The sequence below is a fragment of the Anaerosporobacter sp. genome (assembly GCF_965301125.1).
This window is the reverse complement of sequence record NZ_CBDLAM010000045.1, coordinates 1-23,457: the sequence shown is the minus strand read 5'-3', so window position 1 is coordinate 23,457 and position 23,457 is coordinate 1. Positions and strand designations below refer to the sequence as shown.

Genomic DNA, 23,457 nt, shown 5'->3' with positions numbered 1-23,457 from the left:
ACTATAATATTTCTAATAATACGCTTACTGCATAATGTTTACAACGCTATAACAATAAACTTAAGTATAACTTAATATTTAAATGCAAATATAGTGTTATGAGATACCATTTAAACAAACTAAATGCATTGAAATACAAAATCAAAAAAACAACTTTTCGTAGCTGTAGTACCATATGTGAACATATATATATGTTCACATAATGTCATTCAGCTCAGAAAAGTTGTTCTTTTTGATGGTATGTGAAAGTATTTAGTTTTAATAACATAGCATGACTACTCGATTTTACGCCAACCTCATGCAGTTCTTCTAATTACTGCAGTTGAAGGGACTTGAACCCTCACCTGGAAACCCAGACTAGAACCTGAATCTAGCGCGTATGCCAATTCCGCCACAACTGCACGATATGTAGTTGTTATATCTTACCAAATATAACAATATAATTATATCATAATAAATTCAAAATTTAAATACACAATTATATTGAATTCTCATTGACTTTTAGTACTGTATATTTCATAATATAAACAAAGGATTGCTTATATAAGCAAATATTTAGGAGGTGCCATTTTACATGACTCGTAGAGAGAAACAATTGTTAGAGTGGATTGAAGAAAACCCCTTAATATCACAACAAGAATTAGCAGATCTTGCAGGAATTACACGTTCCTCTGTTGCTGTTCACATATCCAACTTAATGAAGAAGGGTATGATTCTTGGTAAGGGATATATTGTCCAAAAAAACAATTATGCAATTGTTATAGGCGGTGTGAATATGGATATATTCGGCAGGCCGTATAACCCACTTATTTACAACGATTCCAATCCAGGACAAGTAAGAATGACATTTGGTGGAGTGGGAAGAAACATTGCTCATAACCTACGTCTTCTTGGATCAGATGTCAAGCTAATCACTGCATTTGGTGAGGATATGAATGCACAAAAGATAACCAAAAATTGTATTGATCTTGGCATTGATACTACTAATTCACTAATGGTACCTAATGGTGTTACATCTAGTTATCTTTTCATCACTTCTGATGATGGGGATATGGAATTAGCTGTATCTGATATGGAGATATATCGTTACTTAACTCCTGACTATATCTCTAGTAAAATGGATATTATTAATAATGCCTCCATTTGTATTATTGACACAAATTTATCCGAGGGAGCTATTAACTATTTGGCTCAGTATTGTACTGTTCCAATCTTTGTTGATCCTGTTTCCACAACCAAATCTAGAAAACTACTGACTTCTTTAGGTAAGTTTCATTCGATTAAACCAAATCGTATGGAAGCAGAATTACTCACAGGTATCAAAATTACAGACGAGAAAAGTATGAAAAAAGCTACTAAGTACCTATTAGAGTTAGGTATTGAGCAAGTATTTCTATCACTTGGAAAAGACGGTGTATTCTGTGCAAACAAGTACGAATCCGCGCTTCTTCCTTGTTTGAAAACAAATCTTGTGAATGCGACAGGTGCAGGTGATAGTTTCATGGCTGCTATAGCATGGGGGTATTTAAACGGTCTTACTTTGACCGAAAGTACTAGATTAGGGCTTGCTGCTTCAAGTATCTGTTGCGAAGGTAAAAATACTATTAACGAATCTCTTACCATTCAGGCTGCACTAACAAGAGCCAGAATCGATATGAAGATATAATTAACTAGCATTAAGCTAGTAATGCACAAAATGATAAGATAAAACTAGGAGGGTATCACATGAATCAATTAAATAAATATCTTGACGTTGCACCAGAAGTGCAACAAGCTCTTGCTGAAGGGAAACCAGTTGTTGCACTTGAATCTACCATTATATCTCACGGTATGCCATATCCACAAAATGTGGAAACTGCTCTTGCAGTTGAGAAAATCGTTCGTGATAATGGTGCAATTCCTGCTACAACTGCAATTATCAAAGGAAGACTTAAAGTTGGTATCTCCAAAGAAGAAATTAATTATTTAGGAAAGAAAGGATTAGACGTTACAAAAACAAGTCGTCGTGACATTCCAATTCTTGTAGCCAAAGGTGAAGATGGCGCTTCAACAGTAGCAACAACCATGATTCTTGCTTCATTAGCAGGTGTTAATATCTTTGCTACAGGTGGTATTGGTGGTGTTCACCGTGGTGCTGAAACTACAATGGATATCTCTGCTGACCTTGAAGAACTTGGCATGACTAACGTTATGGTTGTTTGTGCTGGTGCTAAATCAATTCTAGACCTTGGTCTTACACTAGAATACTTAGAAACAAAAGGTGTTCCAGTACTAGGTTACCAAACAGAAGAATTACCTGCTTTCTACACAAGAAAGAGCGGTTTCAAAGTAGATTACAGAATGGACAGTCCAAAAGAATTAGCAGATGCATTTAAAGCAAAATTAGATCTTGGTTTACGTGGTGGTATGTTAGTTACCAATCCAATTCCAGAAGAATATGCTATGGATTATGATACAATCAATAAAGCAATCAATGATGCAATTGATAAGATGAATAAATTAGGTATTAAAGGTAAAGAAACAACTCCTTTCTTACTCAATGAAATTCAATTAATTACAGGCGGAAATAGTTTAAATTCTAATATTCAACTTGTATTTAATAATGCAAAACTTGCAGCACAAGTTGCAGTCGAAATGTGTAAATAAGTAATAATTATAAGAAGACCCATGTAAGTAGATTATCGCTATATTATGGCGATAATGATCTACTCCATGGGTCTTTATATTATTAATATTATATTAAATATCTTCTTTGAAATTATCTTCATTCAATATACGAATTCCATGTTGATTGAACAATTCTGCAGTTACACCATCTCCTGGTACCTTATTACCTGTAAAAGTACCATCATAAATCACTCCAAATCCACATGATGGACTATTTTTCTTAAGAATGGCTGTCTCACATTAATATAACTTACTTACGTATAATGCTTGATTTGCCCCATCTTGAAAAGCCTTTGTTACATCTTTACCATCCTTAGCAATTACTAAATCACCTTGTCTCTCCGACGGTAACCTAGGCGTTGTTAAGCCTCCTAATTGTTCTGGGCATACTGGAATTAAAGTATGTTCTTCTCTTAACTTTAGAATTTCTTCGTTCTTGCAGTTATCTCCACAATATCTACAATCTACACCTAACAAACATGCGCTGACTACAATATTCATTCTTATCCTCTCCTCCTCTCCCTTTGATTATCTAAACATACTTAGAGTATAGTAATCTATACCAAACTTGTCAATGAAATACTAACATATCAAAACTTCTCCTTCCTTATTTCTTAAGGTTTTTTAAGAATTTATTAAGGTAATCTTTAATAAAACACCTTGACTTTTCTATTTATCTAACTCTTACAAATTTTATTCATAAAGGTACTAAAAAAAAGTCTAAATTCACTAAATTTTTATTCGTTTTTAACATTGCAAAACTTCCAAAAATGTTATATTATAATACGGCGAAAGCTTTGAATACATAATATAACTGTTAATTCACTTTAAAAAGTTATGTTGCTATAGAACTTAAGATATGTTAATAAGGTCTATAACAGTTACGGACCAAAATAAAACTATCATAAGTTAGAGGAGGAGTAAAGTAATGTTACAAAAATTAAAGAGTCTATTTTCGAAAGAAGAATCCAAGAACCTACTTCAATTCGTTTATTTGTCTTTAATTATAAACCTATTGATAGAGATTCTAAATAGATCTTCGCTATTAGGGGCATTAAAACATGTTGTAACCAGCCCGTTTGTATTCCTATACAATACATTGATTGTGTTATTAACATTCTCCATCGCTTTCCTAGTAAACCGAAGACTATTTGTAACAAGTATTGTTTCAGTTATTTGGATTGCTTTTGCAATAACGAATGCGGTATTACTATCGTATCGTGTAACTCCATTTACCGCAGTGGATTTATCCCTGTTGGATGAAGCAATACCTATGATTCATGTGTACTTAACTAATTGGCAAATCGTTCTTCTTATAGTCGGTGCGATTGTCGTTATTACTGGAATCGTATTGTTATTTATATTTGCACCAAAATACAAACAAAAAGTAGCACGTATTCGTAATGCCGTTTGCATAGCTTTATTATTTGGTTCCATTTTATTACTTACTAGCCTTGGTGTTAGCACCAAGTCACTAGCTAAAAACTTTGGAAACATTGCTGATGCTTATAAGGATTATGGATTTGTTTACTGTTTTACTAACAGCCTTGTTAATACAGGCATCGACAAACCGAAAAATTACTCCGAACAAAAGATGGAAGAACTTGCCGAAGGCTCGTTAGCAACAACATCTGAAATCGAAGAAGATAAAAAGAAAACACCTAATATCATTATGATCCAGCTTGAATCCTTATATGATGTAACGCTTATGAAAGATTACACCTATTCTGAGGACCCACTACCAAATTATCATGCATTACAAGAGAAATTTAGTCATGGTTTCCTCACCGTTCCTTCCGTAGGTGCTGGTACTGCCAATACAGAATTTGAAATTTTGACTGGTATGAACTTAGATTTCTTTGGCCCTGGTGAATATCCATATAAAACAATTTTAAAACAAAAGACCAGTGAAAGTATTGCTTATAACTTAAAAGAGCTTAACTATTCTACCCATGCAATTCATAATAATGACGGTACATTCTATGGACGTAATCAAGTATTTAGTAATTTAGGATTTGATACATTTACTTCACTTGAATATATGCACAACGTTGAGCTAAACCCTATGGGTTGGGCAAAAGATAATGTACTAGTTGAGGAAATCGTGAAATCACTGAAATCTACAAAAGAGCAAGATTTTGTATATACAATCTCTGTTCAAGGTCATGGTAAATACCCTGGAAGCGAAGATGATTTCTCGGTTACTGACAGTGAAACATTATCTAGTTCAAGTGCTACGAAAGAACGACGACAATATACGTTAGCAGAAGGTTATACACCATCTGAAGATGCTATCACAGTTGATGGAATCGCTGAAGATGAACGTTGTGCTTTCGAATATTATGTAAATCAAATTCATGAAATGGATGCTATGCTTGGCACTCTTATTAATGAATTAGAAAAATTAGATGAAGATGTTGTTTTAGTCTTTTACGGAGACCATCTACCTAGCTTAGGTATAGAACCTTCTGACCTAGAGAATGATAATATCTATCAAACTTCCTATGTAATTTGGGATAACATGGATCTACCAAAGATAGATATGGATATGGAAGCTTATCAACTTAGTGCTTCTATTCTAAAACGCCTTAATATTGATAACGGTTATATAACAAAACTTCATCAAAACGAATCAAATGCGGATGATTATCTTAATGAATTAAAATTACTTCAATATGATATGCTATATGGTGATCAAGCAATATTCAATGGAGTAAGTCCTTATATTACAACTGACATTCAAATGGGTGTTGATAAAATTAAAGTCACTGGTACCCAACATTCTACAGATGTCATCTATATAAAAGGTGAAAACTTCACGCAATACAGTAAAGTATTTGTTAATGATACGGAATTAGAAACTACCTATGTAGATGATAAAACACTATCAATCGCCACTAGTGAACTTAACTCTGGTGATGAAATCAAAGTAGGTCAAAAAGGTGATGATAAAACAGTCTTAAGTTATACTGCCCCATATATATACCAATAAAATTTAGATATAAAGCCTAGTAACTTTTTGTTACTAGGCTTTTTTGTACATACAACCATTCTTCAACAGCCACTCTTTCTATCTATTAACCTTGGTTAGCCCAATCAGCTGGATAAGTCACATAGATAAATCTTGCATAGTTTGGTACAGAGAATTTAATGGAAGATCCTTTTGGTATAAGGATCAATTCCCCTGGCCCTGCAGTAACCGTTTTCCCATTAATTATAATACTAAGACTACCCTCAATTACATAATCAATCTCATCATAGTTTAAAGTCCAATCAAAAGTAGTATCTTTCATCTCCATGATTCCACAGCCAAGACGAGGACTTTCCCCTAATGAGAATAAATCTTTTGTATATACAATATCTCCTGGCTTACCTGTATCCATTCTATCTTCTTCTGTTACTTTAATCTTTGGTACATGAACGCCTATAACGCCTTCTTTGGTACACTCTCTATTGCTGTTTGAACAACCAGCAGCTATATTTCCTATTTTCTCACTTAGTATTTCACGAATCATAGATTCAATTGTATAACGATTGACTTCCATTCCTACACTCCTTAACTTTCCTTCGCTAATGTTTTATTGGCAATAAAGATTGCAACTATAATTGCTGTTATACCTCCTACTAACTTACCAACAATCATTGGAAGGATCATAGTTGAATCAAAACCAGCTGTGAAGCCTAAGTGATCACCGAATACGAAAGCTGCTGATACTGCAAAGGCAACGTTTAGAATTTTACCTCGTTTATCCATATCCTTCATCATATCAAACATAGGAATTGAATTAGCTAAACTGGCTACTAAACCTGCTGCAGCAACATCATTCATACCAAGTACTTTACCTAGCGCCAAAAGTGGTTTTTTGAACACTTTTGTAATTACATATACTAACGGGAATGCACCAGCTAGTACGATTGCGATATCTGCTACAATTTCAAACCCTTCACTTAAAGGATTCATACCTTTAATCACAACAATACCAGTAAGTTGTTCTACGATACCAGCAATTAAACCAATTGTGATAATGGCAACTACAATTTTACCAAATACAGTGAATCCTTTTATCATTCCATTTGGGAATTTCAAAAGTCCTAATACGATTAATACGGCAATTATAATAATAGGAATTAAGTTCTTTAAAACCATAATAACCGGGAACCCTGCAACTAAACCACCAACAAAGGAACCGATTGGTATCGTTACAACACCAGCTAGTACGCCAGTTGCAAGATATTTTCTATCATCTGCATGAATAATACCAAGTGCTACTGGTATAGTAAATACAATTGTAGGCCCCATCATAGCACCAACAATCAAACCTCCAAATTTACCAGCCTCTTCTGTCAATGACAACGCTTGTGCTAGTGGAGCACCACCCATATCATTAGCAAGGATAGTACCTGCAAACATAGCAGGGTCAGCACCTAAGAAATTATATACTGGTACTACAATAGGGTTTAATAAATCTGCAAGAACTGGAGCTAATGCAATAATACCAACCATGGAAATTGCAAGAGATCCGATTGCCAAAATTCCTTCTTCAAACTTTTCGCCTAATCCAAACTTATTTCCAATAATACGGTCTATTGCACCAAGAACCGCAAAAAAGACCATAATGTAGACAACTACCTCATTAATGCTCATTCGTTTACCTCCTTTTTCCCATACACTAACTGCCCCAACATCTCTTCACTCGGGGAAGGAATGATTGCTATATTCGAACTTTCATATTCACTCAATAGTGTTTTTCCTTCCTGAAATGCATATTCGATACTACTCACAGATCCGGTAACAAGAAAGACCAATTTTCCACCGATAGCAAAAGCCATATAGATTTTTAAAAGAGATACGTCTGCAGCCTTTAAAACAATATCAAGTACTCGAATACCAGTACAGACTTTTCTAGTTTCTATAATCCCTATTGCATCAATATAATTTGGACGTTCATATCGATTACGGAAACCTTCCACGATTTCTGGTGATACATTGTGAACACGAAAACTATCTACAAGACTTTTTTCTGCTAGGTCTTCACCGCAATCAATAGCTTCATCCACTGCATCTTCTTCTCCAGTTATAACAACAAGGAATTTTCCAGGACAAATTGTTCGAAAATAGAGAATTTCTACGCTTGCTTTCTTTACAATAGTATCAGCAATGTACATACCTTTACTGATACTTTGAAATTCTAAAGCACCGATACTTTTACTCATGACTTAAGCACCTCTATTGAATCAACGATACCAACAATTGCAGCGTCGATCGGAGTGTCGGAGCTTTGAATAGCATATCTAGCAGATCCTCCCCGTACAATAAGTACGGTATCACCTACTCCCGCACCAACAATGTCTGCAGCAACTGTTATACGTTCATTCAATCTTTCATATTCATTCATATTCTTAATAAGCATTAGCTTTAGTCCATTCATATTTTCGTCTTTCTTCGTTGCCCATACACTGCCAATTACTTTGCCTAATTCCAAATAACCGCCTCCACTATCCACGTTCTATATGAATTTGATGTTCTCTAATATAATCCCTAGCCATTGGCGTTATTATACAATCTTTTGTAATTAATACAATTCGATTACTCTCTATTCGAGTATCCATAAAATCTTTCTCAAGAAGAAGGTGTTTTTTTCTCCAATCGACTTTTCCGATTGTTGTATTAGAAACATCATATCCATTCATATAACTTTGATCTGCAAACTGCCTATATTGCTTTTTATTAGAATTAACTTTTTCGCTTATGATGTCTATAGAATTTTGTATTACTTGAATTCCATAATTGCTAAGTTTCACCTCATAATCTTGATACAGATGATATAAGGCTTTGTAAGCAACTCGTTTATATCTTTGATGTTCATACGCATTTTCTAAGATATAAACTTTCTTACCATTCAAGAGAGAATCTAAAACGATTTCTTCTTCCCTTGTCTTAGCCATTCCATTTGCTAGGTTAGCTAACATAGCTGGTGACATTGTTGTAATTAACAAGGTATCATCCTCTGAACAATAAGAAGAATAAGGTACAAACTCTATTTCATTACTAATATAAGTGTCTTCTGGGAGGTCACCTATAACACATACTCTTTTAGAAACCTTTTGTAAGCGATTCATTAATTCATTAACAATATCCTGAATGAGAGCTTCTCTATCCATACTGTCACCTCGATTATGATAATATTAATCCCATGCTGTTTTTCGTATAACCACATGCATTTGCTTCATCATAATCAATGTGTACAGCTGTTTTAAAATTCTTATTTACGCGGACATCTAAATCCTCAAATATTACTGGTCGTTCGCCAAATACTTTTATTTTGATTGTTTGTCCATTGCTAACACCAAATCTCTCTGCGTCTTCTGGTGATATATGAATATGTCTTTTTGCAACAATCAAGCCTTTATTAATTATAATGCTCTTTCCATTCTTAGGATTTGTAATTGTAATTCCTGGAGTATTGTCAATATCACCACTTAATCTAACAGGTGCCTTAACTCCAAGTACTAATCCATCCGTTAATGAGATCTCCACTTGTGATTCTGGTCTAGTAGGACCTAGGATTACTACATTTTGCAACGAACCTTTTGGGCCTGTAATAGTAACACGTTCTGCACACGCATACTGACCTGGTTGTGATAAATCTTTGACTGGTGTTAACTGATATCCATCTCCAAATAAGGCATATAAATCTTGTTTACTTAGATGAACATGGCGACCAGAAGCTTCCACCATTACAAATACCTTAGCCTTTAGCTCATTGATTACACTCTCTACAACCGTTTCTATATTACAAGTATTCATATACTACCTCCTTTCCAAGCAATTTATCATAAATTTAGTCTTTGTATTTATCTGTTATATATTTAAACATCATAATCCAGAATAAGGATGATAATCGATTAAAGGCACGTATAATATCTACCCTTTCTACCTTGTTCTCTTCCGTTTTAAATGCTTTGAATGCAATTAATTCTGTACGCCTTGTTAATGTTCTTAATTTGTTAAGATGGGCAACCATCTCACCATGTTTGTAAGTTGGTAAGAAATGCTTTACGCCAAAATATTTACTAGGGTGATAGGATTGTTCTCTTATTTCCTTGGGTTCTAGACCCTGTAGATGGAAATCACTGATTGAATCACCTGTAATTTCACTTCTTAACAGACTACGAATAAAGCGAATGATTTCTTCTAAATCATCGACTAATTTCTTTGACCCTTCTTTTTGTGCTGCAATCTGAACAAGTATTATCTCAGATTCCAATGAATCAATAGCACCTCTTAAGGCAATTCTTCCATTATCCTTAAACACTAATAGATTCCCTCTAAGATGGGTCATATGCTCTGGTTTTTCATGCAAGGTAATTCCAAAGAGAGTCTCATATATTTCTTCCTTTTGCTCTTCTACCTGCATCACTTTCTCCTTTTTCCCTATCGAATCTTCCTTCGAATAGCGATTCTTCCCGTCTAGGTGGTCGGTTCGTATAATAATATTCTTATCCGCAAGATACGATCTTGCTGATGGGGTGAGTATCATATCCTTTTCAAGGAAGAACTCACCCTTTTCCATCAACACTTTTTCTCCAAATAGCTTACGGATGTCATTCTCCGTTAATAACGCCATATTCTAAACTATGCCTGTGTAGATTGATCTCTACCACGTGGAAGAATTGCATCGACTTCTGTATGAGGTCTTGGAATAACGTGAACAGATATCAATTCACCAACTCTTTCTGCAGCTGCCGCGCCAGCATCTGTTGCTGCTTTAACAGCACCTACATCACCTCGAACCATAACTGTTACAAGACCACCACCAACTTGTTCTTTTCCTACAAGTGTAACATTAGCTGCTTTCACCATTGCATCTGCTGCTTCTATTGCACCAACTAAACCTTTCGTTTCAATCATACCGAGCGAATTTGTATTTGCCATAATATGCAACCTCCTATTATTTCAACATTACTAGATTAGTATTCTTCATTCTCTATAATCTCATGCATAGCTTGTCTAGACCAACTCTTGCATAATTTTTGTTACTAAAATATCTACTAGTTGTGATACATCAGCATTGCCAGTATGGCATCCACCGTCACAACAACCCTCTATAGCTGCTTCTTTTCGAAGTTGTTCCATCTCTTTCACACCATATGCAACACGCTTAATATTAATCAAATCAAGTGGTCCAATGTTATTGGAAGAAGAACTTCCACCTACTGCTCCACAACCAAGGGTTAACGCAGGAAATAAGTTTGTAGTAGCACCTACTCCACCAAGAGAACCAAGTGTATTGATCAAAATTCTTGATGCAGGCACTTTCAAACTAAAGCGTTTTACTAATTCTTCATTATTCGTATGCATACAGAAAGTGTGTCCCATTCCTTCAAAGTAAAGAATTTCACAGATACGATCTAATGCAGTATCTGCATTATCTTCTACATAGAAAGCTAAGATCGGTGCTAACTTTTCATGGGAATATGGTACTGTGTGTCCTACTTTACATTCTTTTGCAATTAGGACTCTTGCTGTATCAGGAACTTTTGATAATCCTGCCAGTTCAGCAATCTTTTTCACAGATTTACCTACGATTTGAGGATTCATTGTTCCATTGGCTCTTAATATGAAGTTACCTAATTGTTTTGCTTCTTGTTCATCTAAGAAATAAGCACCTTGTGCTAGAAACTCATTCTTAACCGTGTCTTCCATACATCTTTCCACAACAACAGATTGTTCTGAAGCACAGATAGTTCCATTATCGAAGGTCTTAGAATCCATAATTCGCTTAACTGCTTGTTTCACATCTGCTGTCTTTTCTATGAATGCTGGGCCATTACCAGCACCAACTCCGATAGCCGGTGTTCCAGAAGAATATGCAGACTTAACCATGGCATAGCCGCCTGTTGCAAGGATTAGCTTTGTTATATCATTCTTCATTAGCTCCTGTGTTGCTTCCATTGTTGGTATAGAGATACATGATACCGTTGACTCTGGACAACCAATGGATTTTAATGCCTTTCTTATTACATCAACTGTTTCTAGAATACATTTTAATGCACCTGGATGAGGTGAAAATACAATGCTGTTTCCAGCCTTAATTGCGATTAATGATTTATACATTACGGTAGAAGTTGGATTTGTTGAAGGAATAATTCCTGCTATTACTCCTACTGCTGTAGCAACATCCATGGTCCTCTTTTCTTTGTCTTCTGCTATAATACCAACCGTTTTTTGATTTTTAATTGCTTCATAGACAACTTTCGAACCAAATACATTCTTTATTACTTTATCTTGCCATATACCAAAACTAGTTTCTTCGTTTGCCATTTTTGCCAAACGTACTGCATTTTGTACACAAGCATCTGCAACTACTTTTATAATTTGATCAATCTTAGCTTGATCGAAGGTTACCAAAATCTTTTGTGCCTTATCAGCTTCCCTTAAAAGGTTTCGCACCTCTTGTATCGAGCGTAGGTCTTTATCTTGATTTTCCATTCGCTGTCTCCTTTATTTCTCGTGTTTCTTATCATAATCAAGTAATAACCGAATAAGATCTTGTTTCTTCATTGTATTCAAGCGATCTGCCCCGACTTCAATACCTAACGATTGAATAAGATTCCTTAGATTCGCATTACTACGTTTACTTAATTGTTCTTGGGAAAAATCAAAGGTTGGTGATTTTTCGTCTTTCTTGTCTGTAACGGGAACGTCAGGTTTTTTGTCTTGCGTCTTGCCTGCTTCATCTGGTAGATTCTCAGCTTCCTTTACTTCCTTAGTTGACTCCGTTTGATCATCACTCTTGGGTTCAGGAATCTTTGGTTCCACCTTTTTGTAAGCATGTTCTCTTGGAATCACCGTACCTATTAATTCAGGTTCCACTCTTGGTATAACATGTCTCGCACGAACAAGTCCGATTCTAGCAGCACTTCTAGCACCTGCATCTACAGCAGAAGTTACTGCTCCAACGTCTCCCACAATTTCAACTGTCATAATACCAGCATCTGCTTTTGCTATGCTAAGCAACGTAACATTGGCTGCTTTCAATGCTGCGTCTGCCGCTTCTACTGCTGGAGGATATCCTACTACTTCAATTAAGCCAAGCGCTTGCATCTATTATTGATATTCCTTTGGACGTTCCGCAACACTACGAACAGCCTCAGCGAATGCAGAACAAGCAGCATAGCAGGCAGATTGTGAACCTGTCAATAAACCACCACCAAAGTTAGTTTCAGATGGTGGTCCAAAGAATTCACATAACTTAACATCAGCAGCTTTCATTGCTGCATCTAATCCGTAGATGGATTCTAGCGGAGGTGCAATCAAATAAGCTATTGCTTCTCCTTCTGGAATACCTGCTACCTTTGATAGATAAGAACCAGTACGAGAAACGGTATGCGCATAATATGCAATAGAATCATCTTCGTTTGCACTTACAAAATAAGCATCATTTTCCATAAAAGTGATACAAGCATTCAATCCACTTCTTACTTCAGCAGGACTCGGTCCCGCTAAGATACCAATCACCTCACCCGCTAACTTTGTAGATGCATTAGCAGAACCTGCGTACATTGATTTTGCATATACAACCTCTACATCTGCATCTTTTGTTGCTTCATCAAGCCCTGTATAAGTTACGTCATCAATATCCGCCGTGATAATCCCAATACTCTTATGGCGAGGACCTAATTCTAATTTTGCTGCCAAATCAGGACTTACATTTGATATAATGCGAACTGCAAGAATCTTAGGTCGCAATTTATCATTTTTCATATGATTTCCTCCTTAATTCTCTCTCTTTACACGTTTATTTTAAGTCAATACCAGATGCTTTCTTATCTAACATCTTCTTGATTAAATCCGCTGCATGTGCACCTGCTTCAACTGCAGTAGTACCACCTTTATGAATGTTACTAATAACCGTTCTCTTTGCTTCTGGTAAACCATGTTTTGGTTTATAGGCAATATAAGCTGACATAGATTCTGCTGTCACAAGTCCTGGTCTTTCACCAACCAACATACAGATTACATCTGCGTCTGTAGCTTGACCAATGTCGTCCATCGCACCAACTCTGGCATATTTGATAAATAAAATTGGTGGAACATTTATACTATATCTACTAAGCCCTTGTTTAATAGCAGGAATCATATCTTCTACATTGGCTTCAATAGCAGAAGAAGAAAGTCCATCGCCTACGATTATTAGTACTTTTGGATTTTGACCACATGTTTTCTTAATCACTTCTATCTCTTCAGGCGGAAATCTTCTACCAAGATCAGGTCTTGTAAGATATTCATCTTTATCCTTACACAAGGTCTTAACAAATACGAAATTATTCTTCTTAATGAACTCTTCGGATACATCTGAAAATACAGCATCTTGTGCTGCTGCATGGTCGGCACGTACACGCAACATACTAGCTGTCTTATATCTAGCACCTGCTTTACCCATACCTAGACGCGCAGGAGTCTTTGCTTTCATTGCCAAATATCCTTCTTTATCCTTGGCATCCTTTATTAAGAATTGCTTACGTAAATCAATCTTTGTAATATCAGGGAGGCATTCACCACTCACCTGTGAGCTTGATGATGGCTCGTATTTATTGTTATTAGAAATGGTGGAATTGCTAGAATCTTTACTCACCATCTGTTCTACCATCTGTTCTACCATTTTTCTTAAGTCTTGCTCGTTCATGCTCTTCCCTCCTTCTAGAATAATATTGAAGCATCACCAGCACGCTTCGTTAGCTTGCCTTTTTCATCAACGAATTCCATATTGACTAACCATTCATGGAATGGTTTGATGGCTGTTAAACCAAACATCTCACGTAATGCTGCCGTTTCATGGTATCCAGTTGTTTGATAATTAAGCATAACGTCATCACCATGTGGAATACCCATGAAATAGTTACAACCTGCAGTTGTAAGAAGTACTGACAAATCTTCAATTGTATTTTGATCGGCTTTCATATGGTTTGTGTAACATGCGTCGCACCCCATTGAAATACCAGTTAGTTTTCCCATAAAGTGATCCTCTAGGCCAGCACGATTTACTTGTCTTCCATCATATAGATACTCTGGTCCTATGAAACCAACTACTGTATTAACAATGTATGGATCAAAATGTTTTGCAAATCCATAACATCTAGCTTCCATCGTTACCTGATCGGCTCCATGATGGGCTTCTGAAGACAACTCAGAACCTTGACCAGTTTCAAAATACATTACGTTAGGACCCTCTGCCGTACCTTCGTGTAAGGCTAACTGTCTAGCTTCCTCAATGATTGCAGCATTAAAACCAAAAGCTTCATTACCTTTTTCAGAACCTGCAATTGATTGGAAGATGAGATCCGTTGGAGCACCCTTTCTGATTGCATCCATTTGTGTTGTTACGTGGGCAAGTACACAAGTCTGTGTAGGTATTTTGAATTTTTGTTTAATTTCTTCAAAACGTTTTAATACACGGGCAACACTTTCGGTTGAATCATCTACAGGATTAAGTCCAAGAAGTGCATCTCCTGCTCCATAAGTCAAACCTTCTAATAAAGAAGCCATGATACCATCTGGATCATCTGTCGGATGGTTTGGTTGTAGACGTGAGCTTAAAGTTCCAGGTTCACCAATTGTTGTATTACAATGTGCTGTAACACGGATTTTGCTTGCACCATAAATTAAATCCATATTAGACATTAATTTAGCAACTGCTGCTACCATTTCAGAAGTTAACCCTCGACTAATACGTCTAATATCACTACCTTTGGTACTTTCATCAAGAATCCATTCACGAAATTCTGCTACTGTTAGGTGTTTTATTTCATTGTAAATCTTTTCATTTACATCATCTTGGATAATTCTTGTAACTTCATCAATCTCATAAGGAACTACGGGATTTTCTCTTAATTGTTCTAATGTAATGTTAGCTAAAACGACTTTAGCTGCTACACGTTCTTCTGCAGAACCTGCTGCTACACCTGCAAGTAAATCTCCTGATTTTTCTTCATTCGCTTTCGCCAATACTTCTTTGAGTGATTTAAACTCATAAGTATGGTCAAATAACAAGGTCTTTAAAATCATATTACGCCTCCTATTATTCACTTTTTATAACTACTAATTCTCCAAACTTTAAGGATTTGGATACCCATTCTTATTCATTGAATACAAGTGTCTTCACTACAACTGGTAAGACGGTTCCTTCTGCCACAGGTTTTCCAATGTCAATGTAATCCCCGTTGTCTAGCTTAATACTATCAAGACAGATAACATCTTTTTGATAATTCAGTTCATGATACATGGCTTGTCCTAAAGCCTTTGCCATATCTTGTTCCACAATGATAATCAGTGGTAATTCCCTACTTATTAATTCTTGTATCCCCATCACTAAGCCTTTTGCATAATCGGATACTTGAACAAAGGACGGATTTTTGATACCCTCAATTGCTATTGCAACCCTTTGAAGATTTCCTTCTAATTTGAACCATTCTAATTTCTTCTTAAGCGCTTCCTGTAAGGTTTCTTTACTCTCCTCCTCTTCTTTTCGCATCTTTAAAATCGGAAGGTTCTTAATTGGAAATGGATTACTGGTATACGTAATCGTACTTCCGCTAATCTCTGTTGTATGTGTACCAGCTCCTACTACAGTAGCTCGAATGGTTTCTACACTCTGTATCAAATGAAGCCTTGTACACAAGTCGGATTGCCTAATTGCTTCTCCTAGTAATACTCCCATATCACCATAAGCAAAATAATCTTTACCCTCTCTATCATGATAGATATAATCTGCCACACCACCTGAAAACGAAATGTTCTTAATATCTTGATTCGGGTCAATACTCTTATTGGTAATCATAATCTCATAATCATCATCAATCTCAGCTAAACCAACACTTTGCTTTAAACCTTTAATCATCAATCTAACGATAGGATCAAGGTTTTCTTTGGTTGCTACCATACCGATACGAATATTCAGATTATGCTTGGCAATTAATTTCTCAACTTTCTTTGATAGATACGTAATCTCATGGGTCGACGGATCAATCTTAATTAATCGTCCTCCAATATCAAGACAACCAGTATCAACAATTTCTCCTCGCAGGAATAATGCCAAATTACTTGTTCCACCACCAATATCAATATTGACCACTGTGGTGTTATGCTCTTTCGAATATGCATGAGCACCTGCACCTTTACCCGCAATAATACTTTCAAGATCGGGTCCAGCTGTAGCGACAACGAAATCACCAGCGAAACCACTTAAGAATTCTAGTACTTCTTTTGCATTCTCTTTTCTCGCTGTCTCTCCAGTAATAATTACTGCACCTGTATCTATAGCAGATTTACTAATTCCAGCTCTTTCATATTCTTTTTCGATAATTTGCCTAACTCTAGGTCCATCGATTTCGGTAGGTGATTTTAGTGGGGTAAAATTTATCTCACTACGATATATGATTTCTTTGTCAACAATTACGATTCTTGGAACAGAGTAACTAGATGCCATATTCTCAATGTATAACTTTGAAAATACAAGTTGCGTTGTACTTGTTCCAATATCAATTCCAACACTAAGTAGTTCTTCTCTCATATACTCCACCTCCTAACTATCAATTTTTTCATGAATATAAGCAAAAAGTTCGTCAATACCGATTTCATCAATCGTGTCTACTTTGAAGATCCGAGTAACTCCTGCTTCCTTTAGGCTTCTCTCTACTTTGGAAATCGCTTCTTGGTCGTTCACAAGATTTATTTTCGTAATAATTCCAATCAATTCTTTTGCAAAGGTTCCAGCAAAAGCGGGTGGAATAAAGTTATCGTAAGCGGTTGGATCAGCAATGAGTGCTATTAACTTCGCATCGACTGCTGTATTAATTAACGCTCGATAATAATTCCTATTCTCTAGATATTCGCCTGGTGTATCGATTGCTTTATCATACAATTCAACTGCTTGTGTTTTCTTATATCGAATCTCAAGTTGGCTTAATTTTTGACATAAGGTTGTCTTACCACAACCAGTTCTGCCCATGAATATTATTTTTCCCAAAGCTATTCCTCCTAGCTCACTACGTTCTTGTAACCTTCGTTGGAGTAAAGCCAAGTTGTTCATTTAATACCATTACAATATCTTTGATACCGGCTTCAACAGAACTAACATCACCAGTTATTACAAGCGCACCACTAAAACGATCAATAAACCCAAGTTTAATATCAGACGACTTAGTTGCAATATCCGCAGCAATAATTGCTCCTTCACTTGGTGTAATTGTCATAATGCCTATGGCATTAATTTCTTCGGTAATTAGCCCCATCTTCAGATAGATTTCTTCGGTAGGATTTGCGATTATATGTGCCAGAGTAATCTGTTTACCTGGTACAAATTCTTGAATAATTCTTTGTTTTTCCTCAACTTGTAGTGCTATTGTTCTCACCTACCCTACTTAATTAGATGAAGAATCTCTAATACATCTGATACCGTAGTCTTCCTTGGATTGGTTTCCATACACGCATCTTCTAGGGCACCCTCAGCAATACTTTTCTTAACTTCAAGATAATCCTCTTCTTTAATTCCACAATCTTTAAGGGAAATTGGCATCTTCATCTCACGTTCTAATCGTAGAATTTCTGCAATGAATCCCTTAACTAGCGAACGAATGGTTGCACCTTGAATTCCACATAATTTAGCAAGCTTTGCATATTTCTTAGCTGCTAAGGTATAGGTTTTAGGATTAAACCCTTCCATATTACTGTTGTATTCAATAACATGTGGTAAAAGAATTGCATTCGTTCTTCCATGCGGTATGTGGAGTTTTCCACCAATATTATGCGCAATGGCATGATTAACACCTAGGGAGGCTTCATTGAATGCCATACCCGCTAAACAAGATGCGGAATGCATCTTCTCTTTTGCTTCCATATCATCACTACTCCTGTAGGACCTCAGTAGATAATCAAATACGAGTGTGACTGCTTTCTCTGCTAACGCATCGGAAAAATCAGAAGCTTTTGTAGAAACATACGCTTCTACTGCATGGGTTAATACATCCATTCCTGTATCCGCTACGATTTGAGCTGGAAGACTCTTAACGAGTTCAGGTTCTAGTATTGCTACATCGGGTAATAGTTCACTAGATACAAGTGGATATTTCACTCCTTTTTGCTTATCTGTAATTACTGCAAAATTAGTTACTTCTGATCCTGTTCCACTTGTAGTTGGAATTGCAATGAATTGCATATCTGGTAGATTTGCGGCTTTTTTTGAAAAGTTCATGATTGCTTTCGCTGCATCTATCGCTGAACCACCACCAAGGGCAATTACTGCATCTGGTTTATATGCAGTTACTTCACTCACACCTTGAACAACCAGTTCCATTGGGGGATCAGGTACAACATCGCTAAATACTTGATAACTTCCACTTGATAGTTTGGAGGTTATTCTCTCTATCATCCCTGACTTTACCATAAATGGATCAGTTACAATAAAAACTTTCTTATTCGCCAGTGAGGTGATGTATCCAAGTGCATTTTCACCAAACACAATTTTGGTCTTAACTTCAAATGTTTTCATGTGATATCACCCTATCTTTTTTATTTGTTCCATAGTTACCAAGTTAGAATATGTACATTTTTGATAAATATTCTCTAAGTGACAAAAAAGCTTAATTAAATTTTTAATAATGTACGCAAAACTCTATCTACATTTTCATAGCTTCTTAGCTTACGTACTATGACACAAAACACGCTGCACATCTAAGTACTTCTAAGTATGTACACGTAGTTTCATTAATGGGTGCGGAACCGCCTTCGATTCGGCATCCTGCCTCAGCTCAGGCTGGCTTGGCTTCCTTGCCTCACCTTCCTAGGGTACTTAAGTACACACTAAGAAGTACTGTAGATGCTTCGCTACTGTTTCTTAGTCATAGTACGTAAGCTAAGAAGCAGATATACGGTATTAAGAGTTTTGCTGGTCTACTTTATAGATACATATTAAGTTTTATAATTCAGCCTATAATAATACTCATAAAAAGCTGTCGCACGAAAACTTACAAGATAGAATCAGAATAAACAGTTGTTTGAATAAACTAGCATAAATTTTTTAAATTAAAAGCAATGAAATGCAACGTTAAAAAAACACCCCCAAGAAGGTGTGTGCCAATGACGAACATGAAATGTACGTCATTGGCATTCAACTTCTTGGGGGTGTCTTTTTACCGGTGTGTGAATGCTTTTAATTTAAAAACTTTTCGTTAACCTATATGCAACTGTTTATTCTGCTTCTATCATCAATAACCTTCATGCGACAGCAGCATTAATGTTCTATTTAGGTAATAATACCTTATCGTTAGTAATCATATGAATCAATGCATTACGTCCTATTAAGGTAATTCCATTGGACTTTGCAAGTACATATGCGCTTTGCGTGTAATAACTATTCGTTATAACCATACCTTGTTTTGCTTTGTAGTAAGCCATAGAACCAATTACTTCCTGAACTGCTTTAATTCCAACCCGTTCTTTGTAACGTTTTGCTTGTACTACAATTCGTTTACCACGAGATTTAATAACTAAATCTGCTCCGAAATCATGAGTTAGTGAAGTTAATTTCACTCGATACCCATGTTTTTTATAAAAATAATAAAGGAATTTCTCAAAATCTTCACCTGACAGTAGGTCAATATCATAGATATTGCTTTGTAACAATCTTTTCTTCTTATGCTTTTTTCTCATAAACTTCAGTAAGAAGAAAACCGCAACAATCGATGCTGACAGCAAGATTAGTTGTTCCACATGTTGCGTATCAAACTGCATTATACTTTTGTAATTCCTTTCTGAAACCTTTGTTTGTTCCTAGCTTGACGAAGGCGTCTGCTGAAACACTCTTTCAACAATTCTCTTTGATGCATTCCCATCATCAACATGACAGAAACGGTTATAGAATTCGTCGTATTTAATCTGATATTGCTTCTCAATACTTCTAATATCTTTAATCGCAGCAATAACTTCCTCTTCAGTAAATAATAATGGACCTGGCATCTCTTTTTCTATATCAAGATAGAAACCACGTAACATATCCCTATATTTATCAAGATCATAGGTATAGAATAAGATTGGTCGTCTAAGATTCGCATAATCAAAGAACACAGAAGAATAGTCTGTAATCAGCAAATCCGATATCAAATACAATTCTGATATGTCATTATATTTGCTAACATTGAAAGCAAAGTCTTCAATTCCTGTTGTATCAATAGAGTCTGCAATATAATAATGGGTACGAAGTAACAGTACATATTCATCGCCAATCTGTCTCTTTAATTCACGTAAATCTAATTTTAATGCAAATTTATATTCGCCTTTACCGTAATACTCATCATCTCTCCATGTTGGTGCATATAGAATTGTCTTTTTATCTTTTGGTATTCCAAGTTGATCCTTTAACTTGGATATCCTTTCCTCTTTATCTGGTGCATATAATACATCATTTCTTGGATATCCGCATTCTACAATCTCATTATGGAATAAAAATGCTCTTTTGAATGTCTCTGTAGAGAATCTATTATCTGATATTAAGTAATCCCAATCTCTTGATTGACGATAAAATTGTTGCTTATGGAGTGGAGATGCACCACATATTTCTTCTTGGTCAAAAACCAATCTTTTAAGTGGAGTTCCATGCCAAGTCTCAAGGAATATATTCCCCTTACGTTTACGTATCCAGTTTGGTTGTCTAACATTCAGTACATTGTATTTACAACGTGCAAAATAATAGGCATAACGAATACTAAAACGTTTTACTTTAATCGCTCCATATGGAATCTCTGTCTTCATATCATTAATAACCCAAATACATTTGTACTGGTTCGGGTAGGCCTGATTTAGATACTCATAGATATACTTTGGACTATCCGAATAACTTTTACCAAAGAAACTTTCAAACAATACCCAGTTATCTTTCATCTTCATTTTCGTAAATAGATGAAAATATAGGTAGCATGCAAATGCCCTCGGATTTGTCTTAATCTTACGAATTTTTTTCAAACCAAGATGTACATTAACAGCACGTTTTGTAGCCGTCAAATCACCGTTAAGCAATCTCTTTACTAACTTCTTCTTATAGCTAGATAAACTGGTAATAATCTCTTCTGGTATTTTCGCAATTAAATTTTTCATAGAAGTAAAGCGCTCACCTCTCCAGTAAACCTTCTCACTTCTTCTTATCTTAGTTGCGTGATAGTTGGTATAATAATTAATTAACTTGAATGCTAATAAGTAGGATATAACATCATTCTCTCCTACTGCCTCCACTGACGTCTCATAAGAATGTAGCATATGAGCAAATTTGTCATCCGCCTTTATCTGTGTAATAGCTGGATAATGAACTGGATCATTATGTTTACGCTTAACATATCTAGCCTCTGAGACGAAAACTGTTTTACTTGCTACTTTCAACGTCCTTGCTACAAATGACATATCCGCATAGAATAGAACCTTCTCATCAAAAACTATCTGATTATGGATAAGTAATTCTCGTTTAATAAGAAGATTCAAAGCTGATATGGCTACAAAGCCACGTTTCTTACCAATTAAATCTACTGCTGCTTTAGAAGGTTTTAGTTTTGTAATTACATTCTTACTATAATCCTCTTCATCATCACCTTCTGTGGCATTCATGATAGCTTCTTCTGAGGCTGTATTCACTTGCTTATCTTCTTTATCATAGGATTCAAAAAATACAAGTCTCTTAAACCAGGTATCAACAATATTTCCATAAGCGACATCAACTTGTCCCTCATCTGCTGCTTTTACTAGTTCTTCTAACGTATTATGAAACAGATAGTCGTCTGAATCTAAGAAATATACATACTCACCTACAGCATTCTCAATACCAATATTACGAGCAGCACTAACCCCCTGTGTATTTGATGTATGATATACACGGATAGGGAAAAATTTCTTATAGTTATCCACAATGTTGGTAGGTTCTTCCACCACATTCACATTTTCCGTTTCCGTTAGATACTTACTTGGTTTATCTTGTACTAACAATACCTCAAAATCTTTCCATGTTTGATCCTTTAAACTTTCTAAACAATCCTCTAGAAAATGGGGACCATTCACATAAGGTATTACTACACTTATCTTCACGATTCTCTACCTCACTTCATTATTATACTGTAATAAAAGCATATATATTATATCTTATTGTAAAAATAGCGTCAATTCATTTTCGAACATATTTTCTGTTTTACTTCGTAATAATCACCACATATGTTCCTTCTTTTCTTGATATCTCAAACTCTTTTTGTATCTGGTATCCTTCTACTTTACTATACTTACGCACAAATTCTAGGTTATGGGTATATAAGATTATCACGCCATCATCTTTTAGATGTACTCCTGCTTTCTTAAAGAAACGTTGGTACAAATCGCTTATCTCCTGCTCCCTATTGACGGAATTAGAGAAAGGCATATCCGTAATAATCTCATCAAATAGATATTCATGTTTGAAATCAAAGAAGTCACGATTAATATAATGAATGACTTGTCTTGCTGCCTGTGTATTTTCTTTCGCTAATTGAATTGCATCTGCATAGATATCAAGACCATAGGTTGAATACGCCTTAACTGCCTTATGTCTTTCAATTAACATGGTACCTACTCCACAGAATGGATCTAGAACCTGGGCATCTTCCTTCATGTAGTCTTTTGCTAGTTCTACTGTTAGCGCTGCGTTAACTGGTTTGATACTGGAAGCAATTGTATTCTTCCTATAGGAAAAACGGCTATCTTTAATCGTATATAGTTTTAAT

At 35.7% G+C, this 23,457-nt stretch carries 23 protein-coding genes, 1 tRNA gene and 1 pseudogene; 3 read left to right on the top strand and 22 right to left on the bottom strand.

What is annotated here, in order from left to right:
* Positions 1–317: 317 nt before the first annotated feature.
* Positions 318–401: transfer RNA gene (locus ACW2QF_RS07110), tRNA-Leu, on the bottom strand.
* Positions 402–574: 173 nt separating this feature from the next.
* Between ACW2QF_RS07110 and ACW2QF_RS07105 the strand changes: the two genes are divergently transcribed.
* Both ACW2QF_RS07105 and ACW2QF_RS07100 read left to right on the top strand, forming a co-directional pair.
* Positions 575–1,666 carry a PfkB family carbohydrate kinase gene (locus tag ACW2QF_RS07105; RefSeq protein ID WP_455715303.1) on the top strand — a complete coding sequence of 364 codons (1,092 nt, stop codon included), beginning with the start codon at positions 575–577 and terminating at the stop codon, positions 1,664–1,666.
* A gap of 59 nt (positions 1,667–1,725) precedes the next feature.
* Positions 1,726–2,646, top strand: coding sequence for a pseudouridine-5'-phosphate glycosidase (locus tag ACW2QF_RS07100; RefSeq protein WP_455715302.1), 921 nt, complete (start codon positions 1,726–1,728; stop codon positions 2,644–2,646).
* Positions 2,647–2,739: 93 nt separating this feature from the next.
* Here the strand turns inward: ACW2QF_RS07100 and ACW2QF_RS07095 are convergent.
* Positions 2,740–3,168: pseudogene (locus ACW2QF_RS07095) on the bottom strand (DUF523 domain-containing protein).
* 427 nt (positions 3,169–3,595) lie between these two features.
* Between ACW2QF_RS07095 and ACW2QF_RS07090 the strand changes: the two are divergent.
* Entirely contained in the window at positions 3,596–5,659 is a 2,064-nt protein-coding gene (locus ACW2QF_RS07090; protein WP_455715301.1) for an LTA synthase family protein, read from the top strand.
* Between the two features lie 85 nt (positions 5,660–5,744).
* On the opposite strand, the gene ACW2QF_RS07085 is transcribed toward ACW2QF_RS07090, so the two are convergent.
* The 20 genes from ACW2QF_RS07085 to ACW2QF_RS06990 all read right to left on the bottom strand — a co-directional run.
* Positions 5,745–6,212 (bottom strand): cupin domain-containing protein, encoded by a 468-nt coding sequence (locus tag ACW2QF_RS07085; protein WP_455715300.1) that lies wholly within the window; start codon positions 6,210–6,212, stop codon positions 5,745–5,747.
* Positions 6,213–6,223: 11 nt separating this feature from the next.
* Positions 6,224–7,312 (bottom strand): ethanolamine utilization protein EutH, encoded by a 1,089-nt coding sequence (eutH, locus tag ACW2QF_RS07080; protein ID WP_455715299.1) that lies wholly within the window; start codon positions 7,310–7,312, stop codon positions 6,224–6,226.
* On the bottom strand, positions 7,309–7,881 hold the full coding sequence (locus tag ACW2QF_RS07075) for a BMC domain-containing protein (protein WP_455715298.1): 573 nt from the start codon (positions 7,879–7,881) through the stop codon (positions 7,309–7,311). Before ACW2QF_RS07075 ends, eutH begins: the two co-directional genes overlap by 4 nt.
* Positions 7,878–8,150 (bottom strand): EutN/CcmL family microcompartment protein, encoded by a 273-nt coding sequence (locus ACW2QF_RS07070; RefSeq protein WP_455715297.1) that lies wholly within the window; start codon positions 8,148–8,150, stop codon positions 7,878–7,880. Before ACW2QF_RS07070 ends, ACW2QF_RS07075 begins: the two co-directional genes overlap by 4 nt.
* A 13-nt stretch (positions 8,151–8,163) precedes the next feature.
* Positions 8,164–8,829, bottom strand: coding sequence for a hypothetical protein (locus ACW2QF_RS07065; protein ID WP_455715296.1), 666 nt, complete (start codon positions 8,827–8,829; stop codon positions 8,164–8,166).
* A 13-nt stretch (positions 8,830–8,842) separates the two neighbouring features.
* Complete coding sequence (gene eutD, locus ACW2QF_RS07060) at positions 8,843–9,475, bottom strand: ethanolamine utilization phosphate acetyltransferase EutD (RefSeq protein ID WP_455715295.1); 633 nt, start codon at positions 9,473–9,475, stop codon at positions 8,843–8,845.
* A gap of 34 nt (positions 9,476–9,509) precedes the next feature.
* Positions 9,510–10,295 carry a cobalamin adenosyltransferase gene (locus tag ACW2QF_RS07055; protein WP_455715294.1) on the bottom strand — a complete coding sequence of 262 codons (786 nt, stop codon included), beginning with the start codon at positions 10,293–10,295 and terminating at the stop codon, positions 9,510–9,512.
* Between the two features lie 8 nt (positions 10,296–10,303).
* Complete coding sequence (gene eutM, locus ACW2QF_RS07050) at positions 10,304–10,603, bottom strand: ethanolamine utilization microcompartment protein EutM (RefSeq protein WP_455715293.1); 300 nt, start codon at positions 10,601–10,603, stop codon at positions 10,304–10,306.
* A gap of 75 nt (positions 10,604–10,678) precedes the next feature.
* Entirely contained in the window at positions 10,679–12,160 is a 1,482-nt protein-coding gene (locus ACW2QF_RS07045; protein ID WP_455715292.1) for an acetaldehyde dehydrogenase (acetylating), read from the bottom strand.
* A 12-nt stretch (positions 12,161–12,172) separates the two neighbouring features.
* Complete coding sequence (locus ACW2QF_RS07040) at positions 12,173–12,775, bottom strand: BMC domain-containing protein (RefSeq protein WP_455715291.1); 603 nt, start codon at positions 12,773–12,775, stop codon at positions 12,173–12,175.
* Positions 12,776–12,778: 3 nt separating this feature from the next.
* Positions 12,779–13,435: an ethanolamine utilization microcompartment protein EutL gene (eutL, locus tag ACW2QF_RS07035; protein ID WP_455715290.1), complete on the bottom strand. Its 657-nt coding sequence runs from the start codon at positions 13,433–13,435 to the stop codon at positions 12,779–12,781.
* A 34-nt stretch (positions 13,436–13,469) separates the two neighbouring features.
* Positions 13,470–14,357 carry an ethanolamine ammonia-lyase subunit EutC gene (gene eutC / locus ACW2QF_RS07030; RefSeq protein ID WP_455715289.1) on the bottom strand — a complete coding sequence of 296 codons (888 nt, stop codon included), beginning with the start codon at positions 14,355–14,357 and terminating at the stop codon, positions 13,470–13,472.
* A gap of 14 nt (positions 14,358–14,371) precedes the next feature.
* A complete protein-coding gene (locus tag ACW2QF_RS07025; RefSeq protein ID WP_455715288.1) occupies positions 14,372–15,736 on the bottom strand; it encodes an ethanolamine ammonia-lyase subunit EutB in 1,365 nt (454 codons plus the stop codon).
* Between the two features lie 70 nt (positions 15,737–15,806).
* The gene (eutA, locus tag ACW2QF_RS07020) at positions 15,807–17,240 is read right to left on the bottom strand and encodes an ethanolamine ammonia-lyase reactivating factor EutA (RefSeq protein ID WP_455715287.1); all 1,434 of its coding nucleotides are present in this window, start codon (positions 17,238–17,240) and stop codon (positions 15,807–15,809) included.
* Between the two features lie 12 nt (positions 17,241–17,252).
* Positions 17,253–17,696: a EutP/PduV family microcompartment system protein gene (locus ACW2QF_RS07015; protein WP_455715286.1), complete on the bottom strand. Its 444-nt coding sequence runs from the start codon at positions 17,694–17,696 to the stop codon at positions 17,253–17,255.
* A gap of 19 nt (positions 17,697–17,715) precedes the next feature.
* Positions 17,716–18,081 carry a BMC domain-containing protein gene (locus tag ACW2QF_RS07010; RefSeq protein WP_455715285.1) on the bottom strand — a complete coding sequence of 122 codons (366 nt, stop codon included), beginning with the start codon at positions 18,079–18,081 and terminating at the stop codon, positions 17,716–17,718.
* Positions 18,082–18,086: 5 nt separating this feature from the next.
* The gene (locus tag ACW2QF_RS07005) at positions 18,087–19,217 is read right to left on the bottom strand and encodes a 1-propanol dehydrogenase PduQ (protein ID WP_455715284.1); all 1,131 of its coding nucleotides are present in this window, start codon (positions 19,215–19,217) and stop codon (positions 18,087–18,089) included.
* A 749-nt stretch (positions 19,218–19,966) separates the two neighbouring features.
* Positions 19,967–20,458, bottom strand: coding sequence for a restriction endonuclease (locus ACW2QF_RS07000; protein ID WP_455715283.1), 492 nt, complete (start codon positions 20,456–20,458; stop codon positions 19,967–19,969).
* 39 nt (positions 20,459–20,497) lie between these two features.
* Positions 20,498–22,792 carry a bifunctional glycosyltransferase/CDP-glycerol:glycerophosphate glycerophosphotransferase gene (locus ACW2QF_RS06995; RefSeq protein ID WP_455715282.1) on the bottom strand — a complete coding sequence of 765 codons (2,295 nt, stop codon included), beginning with the start codon at positions 22,790–22,792 and terminating at the stop codon, positions 20,498–20,500.
* 100 nt (positions 22,793–22,892) lie between these two features.
* Positions 22,893–23,457: TRM11 family SAM-dependent methyltransferase (locus tag ACW2QF_RS06990; protein ID WP_455715281.1), on the bottom strand; the 565-nt coding region annotated here is incomplete at its 5' end.

What these genes read in the sequence shown, in the direction of transcription:
- ACW2QF_RS07105 (WP_455715303.1), top strand. Translation starts at nt 575, where the DNA reads ATGACTCGTAGAGAGAAACAATTGTTAGAGTGGATTGAAGAAAACCCC.
- ACW2QF_RS07100 (WP_455715302.1), top strand. Translation starts at nt 1,726, where the DNA reads ATGAATCAATTAAATAAATATCTTGACGTTGCACCAGAAGTGCAACAA.
- ACW2QF_RS07090 (WP_455715301.1), top strand. Translation starts at nt 3,596, where the DNA reads ATGTTACAAAAATTAAAGAGTCTATTTTCGAAAGAAGAATCCAAGAAC.
- ACW2QF_RS07085 (WP_455715300.1), bottom strand. Translation starts at nt 6,212, where the DNA reads ATGGAAGTCAATCGTTATACAATTGAATCTATGATTCGTGAAATACTA.
- eutH (WP_455715299.1), bottom strand. Translation starts at nt 7,312, where the DNA reads ATGAGCATTAATGAGGTAGTTGTCTACATTATGGTCTTTTTTGCGGTT.
- ACW2QF_RS07075 (WP_455715298.1), bottom strand. Translation starts at nt 7,881, where the DNA reads ATGAGTAAAAGTATCGGTGCTTTAGAATTTCAAAGTATCAGTAAAGGT.
- ACW2QF_RS07065 (WP_455715296.1), bottom strand. Translation starts at nt 8,829, where the DNA reads ATGGATAGAGAAGCTCTCATTCAGGATATTGTTAATGAATTAATGAAT.
- eutD (WP_455715295.1), bottom strand. Translation starts at nt 9,475, where the DNA reads ATGAATACTTGTAATATAGAAACGGTTGTAGAGAGTGTAATCAATGAG.
- ACW2QF_RS07055 (WP_455715294.1), bottom strand. Translation starts at nt 10,295, where the DNA reads ATGGCGTTATTAACGGAGAATGACATCCGTAAGCTATTTGGAGAAAAA.
- eutM (WP_455715293.1), bottom strand. Translation starts at nt 10,603, where the DNA reads ATGGCAAATACAAATTCGCTCGGTATGATTGAAACGAAAGGTTTAGTT.
- ACW2QF_RS07045 (WP_455715292.1), bottom strand. Translation starts at nt 12,160, where the DNA reads ATGGAAAATCAAGATAAAGACCTACGCTCGATACAAGAGGTGCGAAAC.
- ACW2QF_RS07040 (WP_455715291.1), bottom strand. Translation starts at nt 12,775, where the DNA reads ATGCAAGCGCTTGGCTTAATTGAAGTAGTAGGATATCCTCCAGCAGTA.
- eutL (WP_455715290.1), bottom strand. Translation starts at nt 13,435, where the DNA reads ATGAAAAATGATAAATTGCGACCTAAGATTCTTGCAGTTCGCATTATA.
- eutC (WP_455715289.1), bottom strand. Translation starts at nt 14,357, where the DNA reads ATGAACGAGCAAGACTTAAGAAAAATGGTAGAACAGATGGTAGAACAG.
- ACW2QF_RS07025 (WP_455715288.1), bottom strand. Translation starts at nt 15,736, where the DNA reads ATGATTTTAAAGACCTTGTTATTTGACCATACTTATGAGTTTAAATCA.
- eutA (WP_455715287.1), bottom strand. Translation starts at nt 17,240, where the DNA reads ATGAGAGAAGAACTACTTAGTGTTGGAATTGATATTGGAACAAGTACA.
- ACW2QF_RS07005 (WP_455715284.1), bottom strand. Translation starts at nt 19,217, where the DNA reads ATGAAAACATTTGAAGTTAAGACCAAAATTGTGTTTGGTGAAAATGCA.
- ACW2QF_RS07000 (WP_455715283.1), bottom strand. Translation starts at nt 20,458, where the DNA reads ATGCAGTTTGATACGCAACATGTGGAACAACTAATCTTGCTGTCAGCA.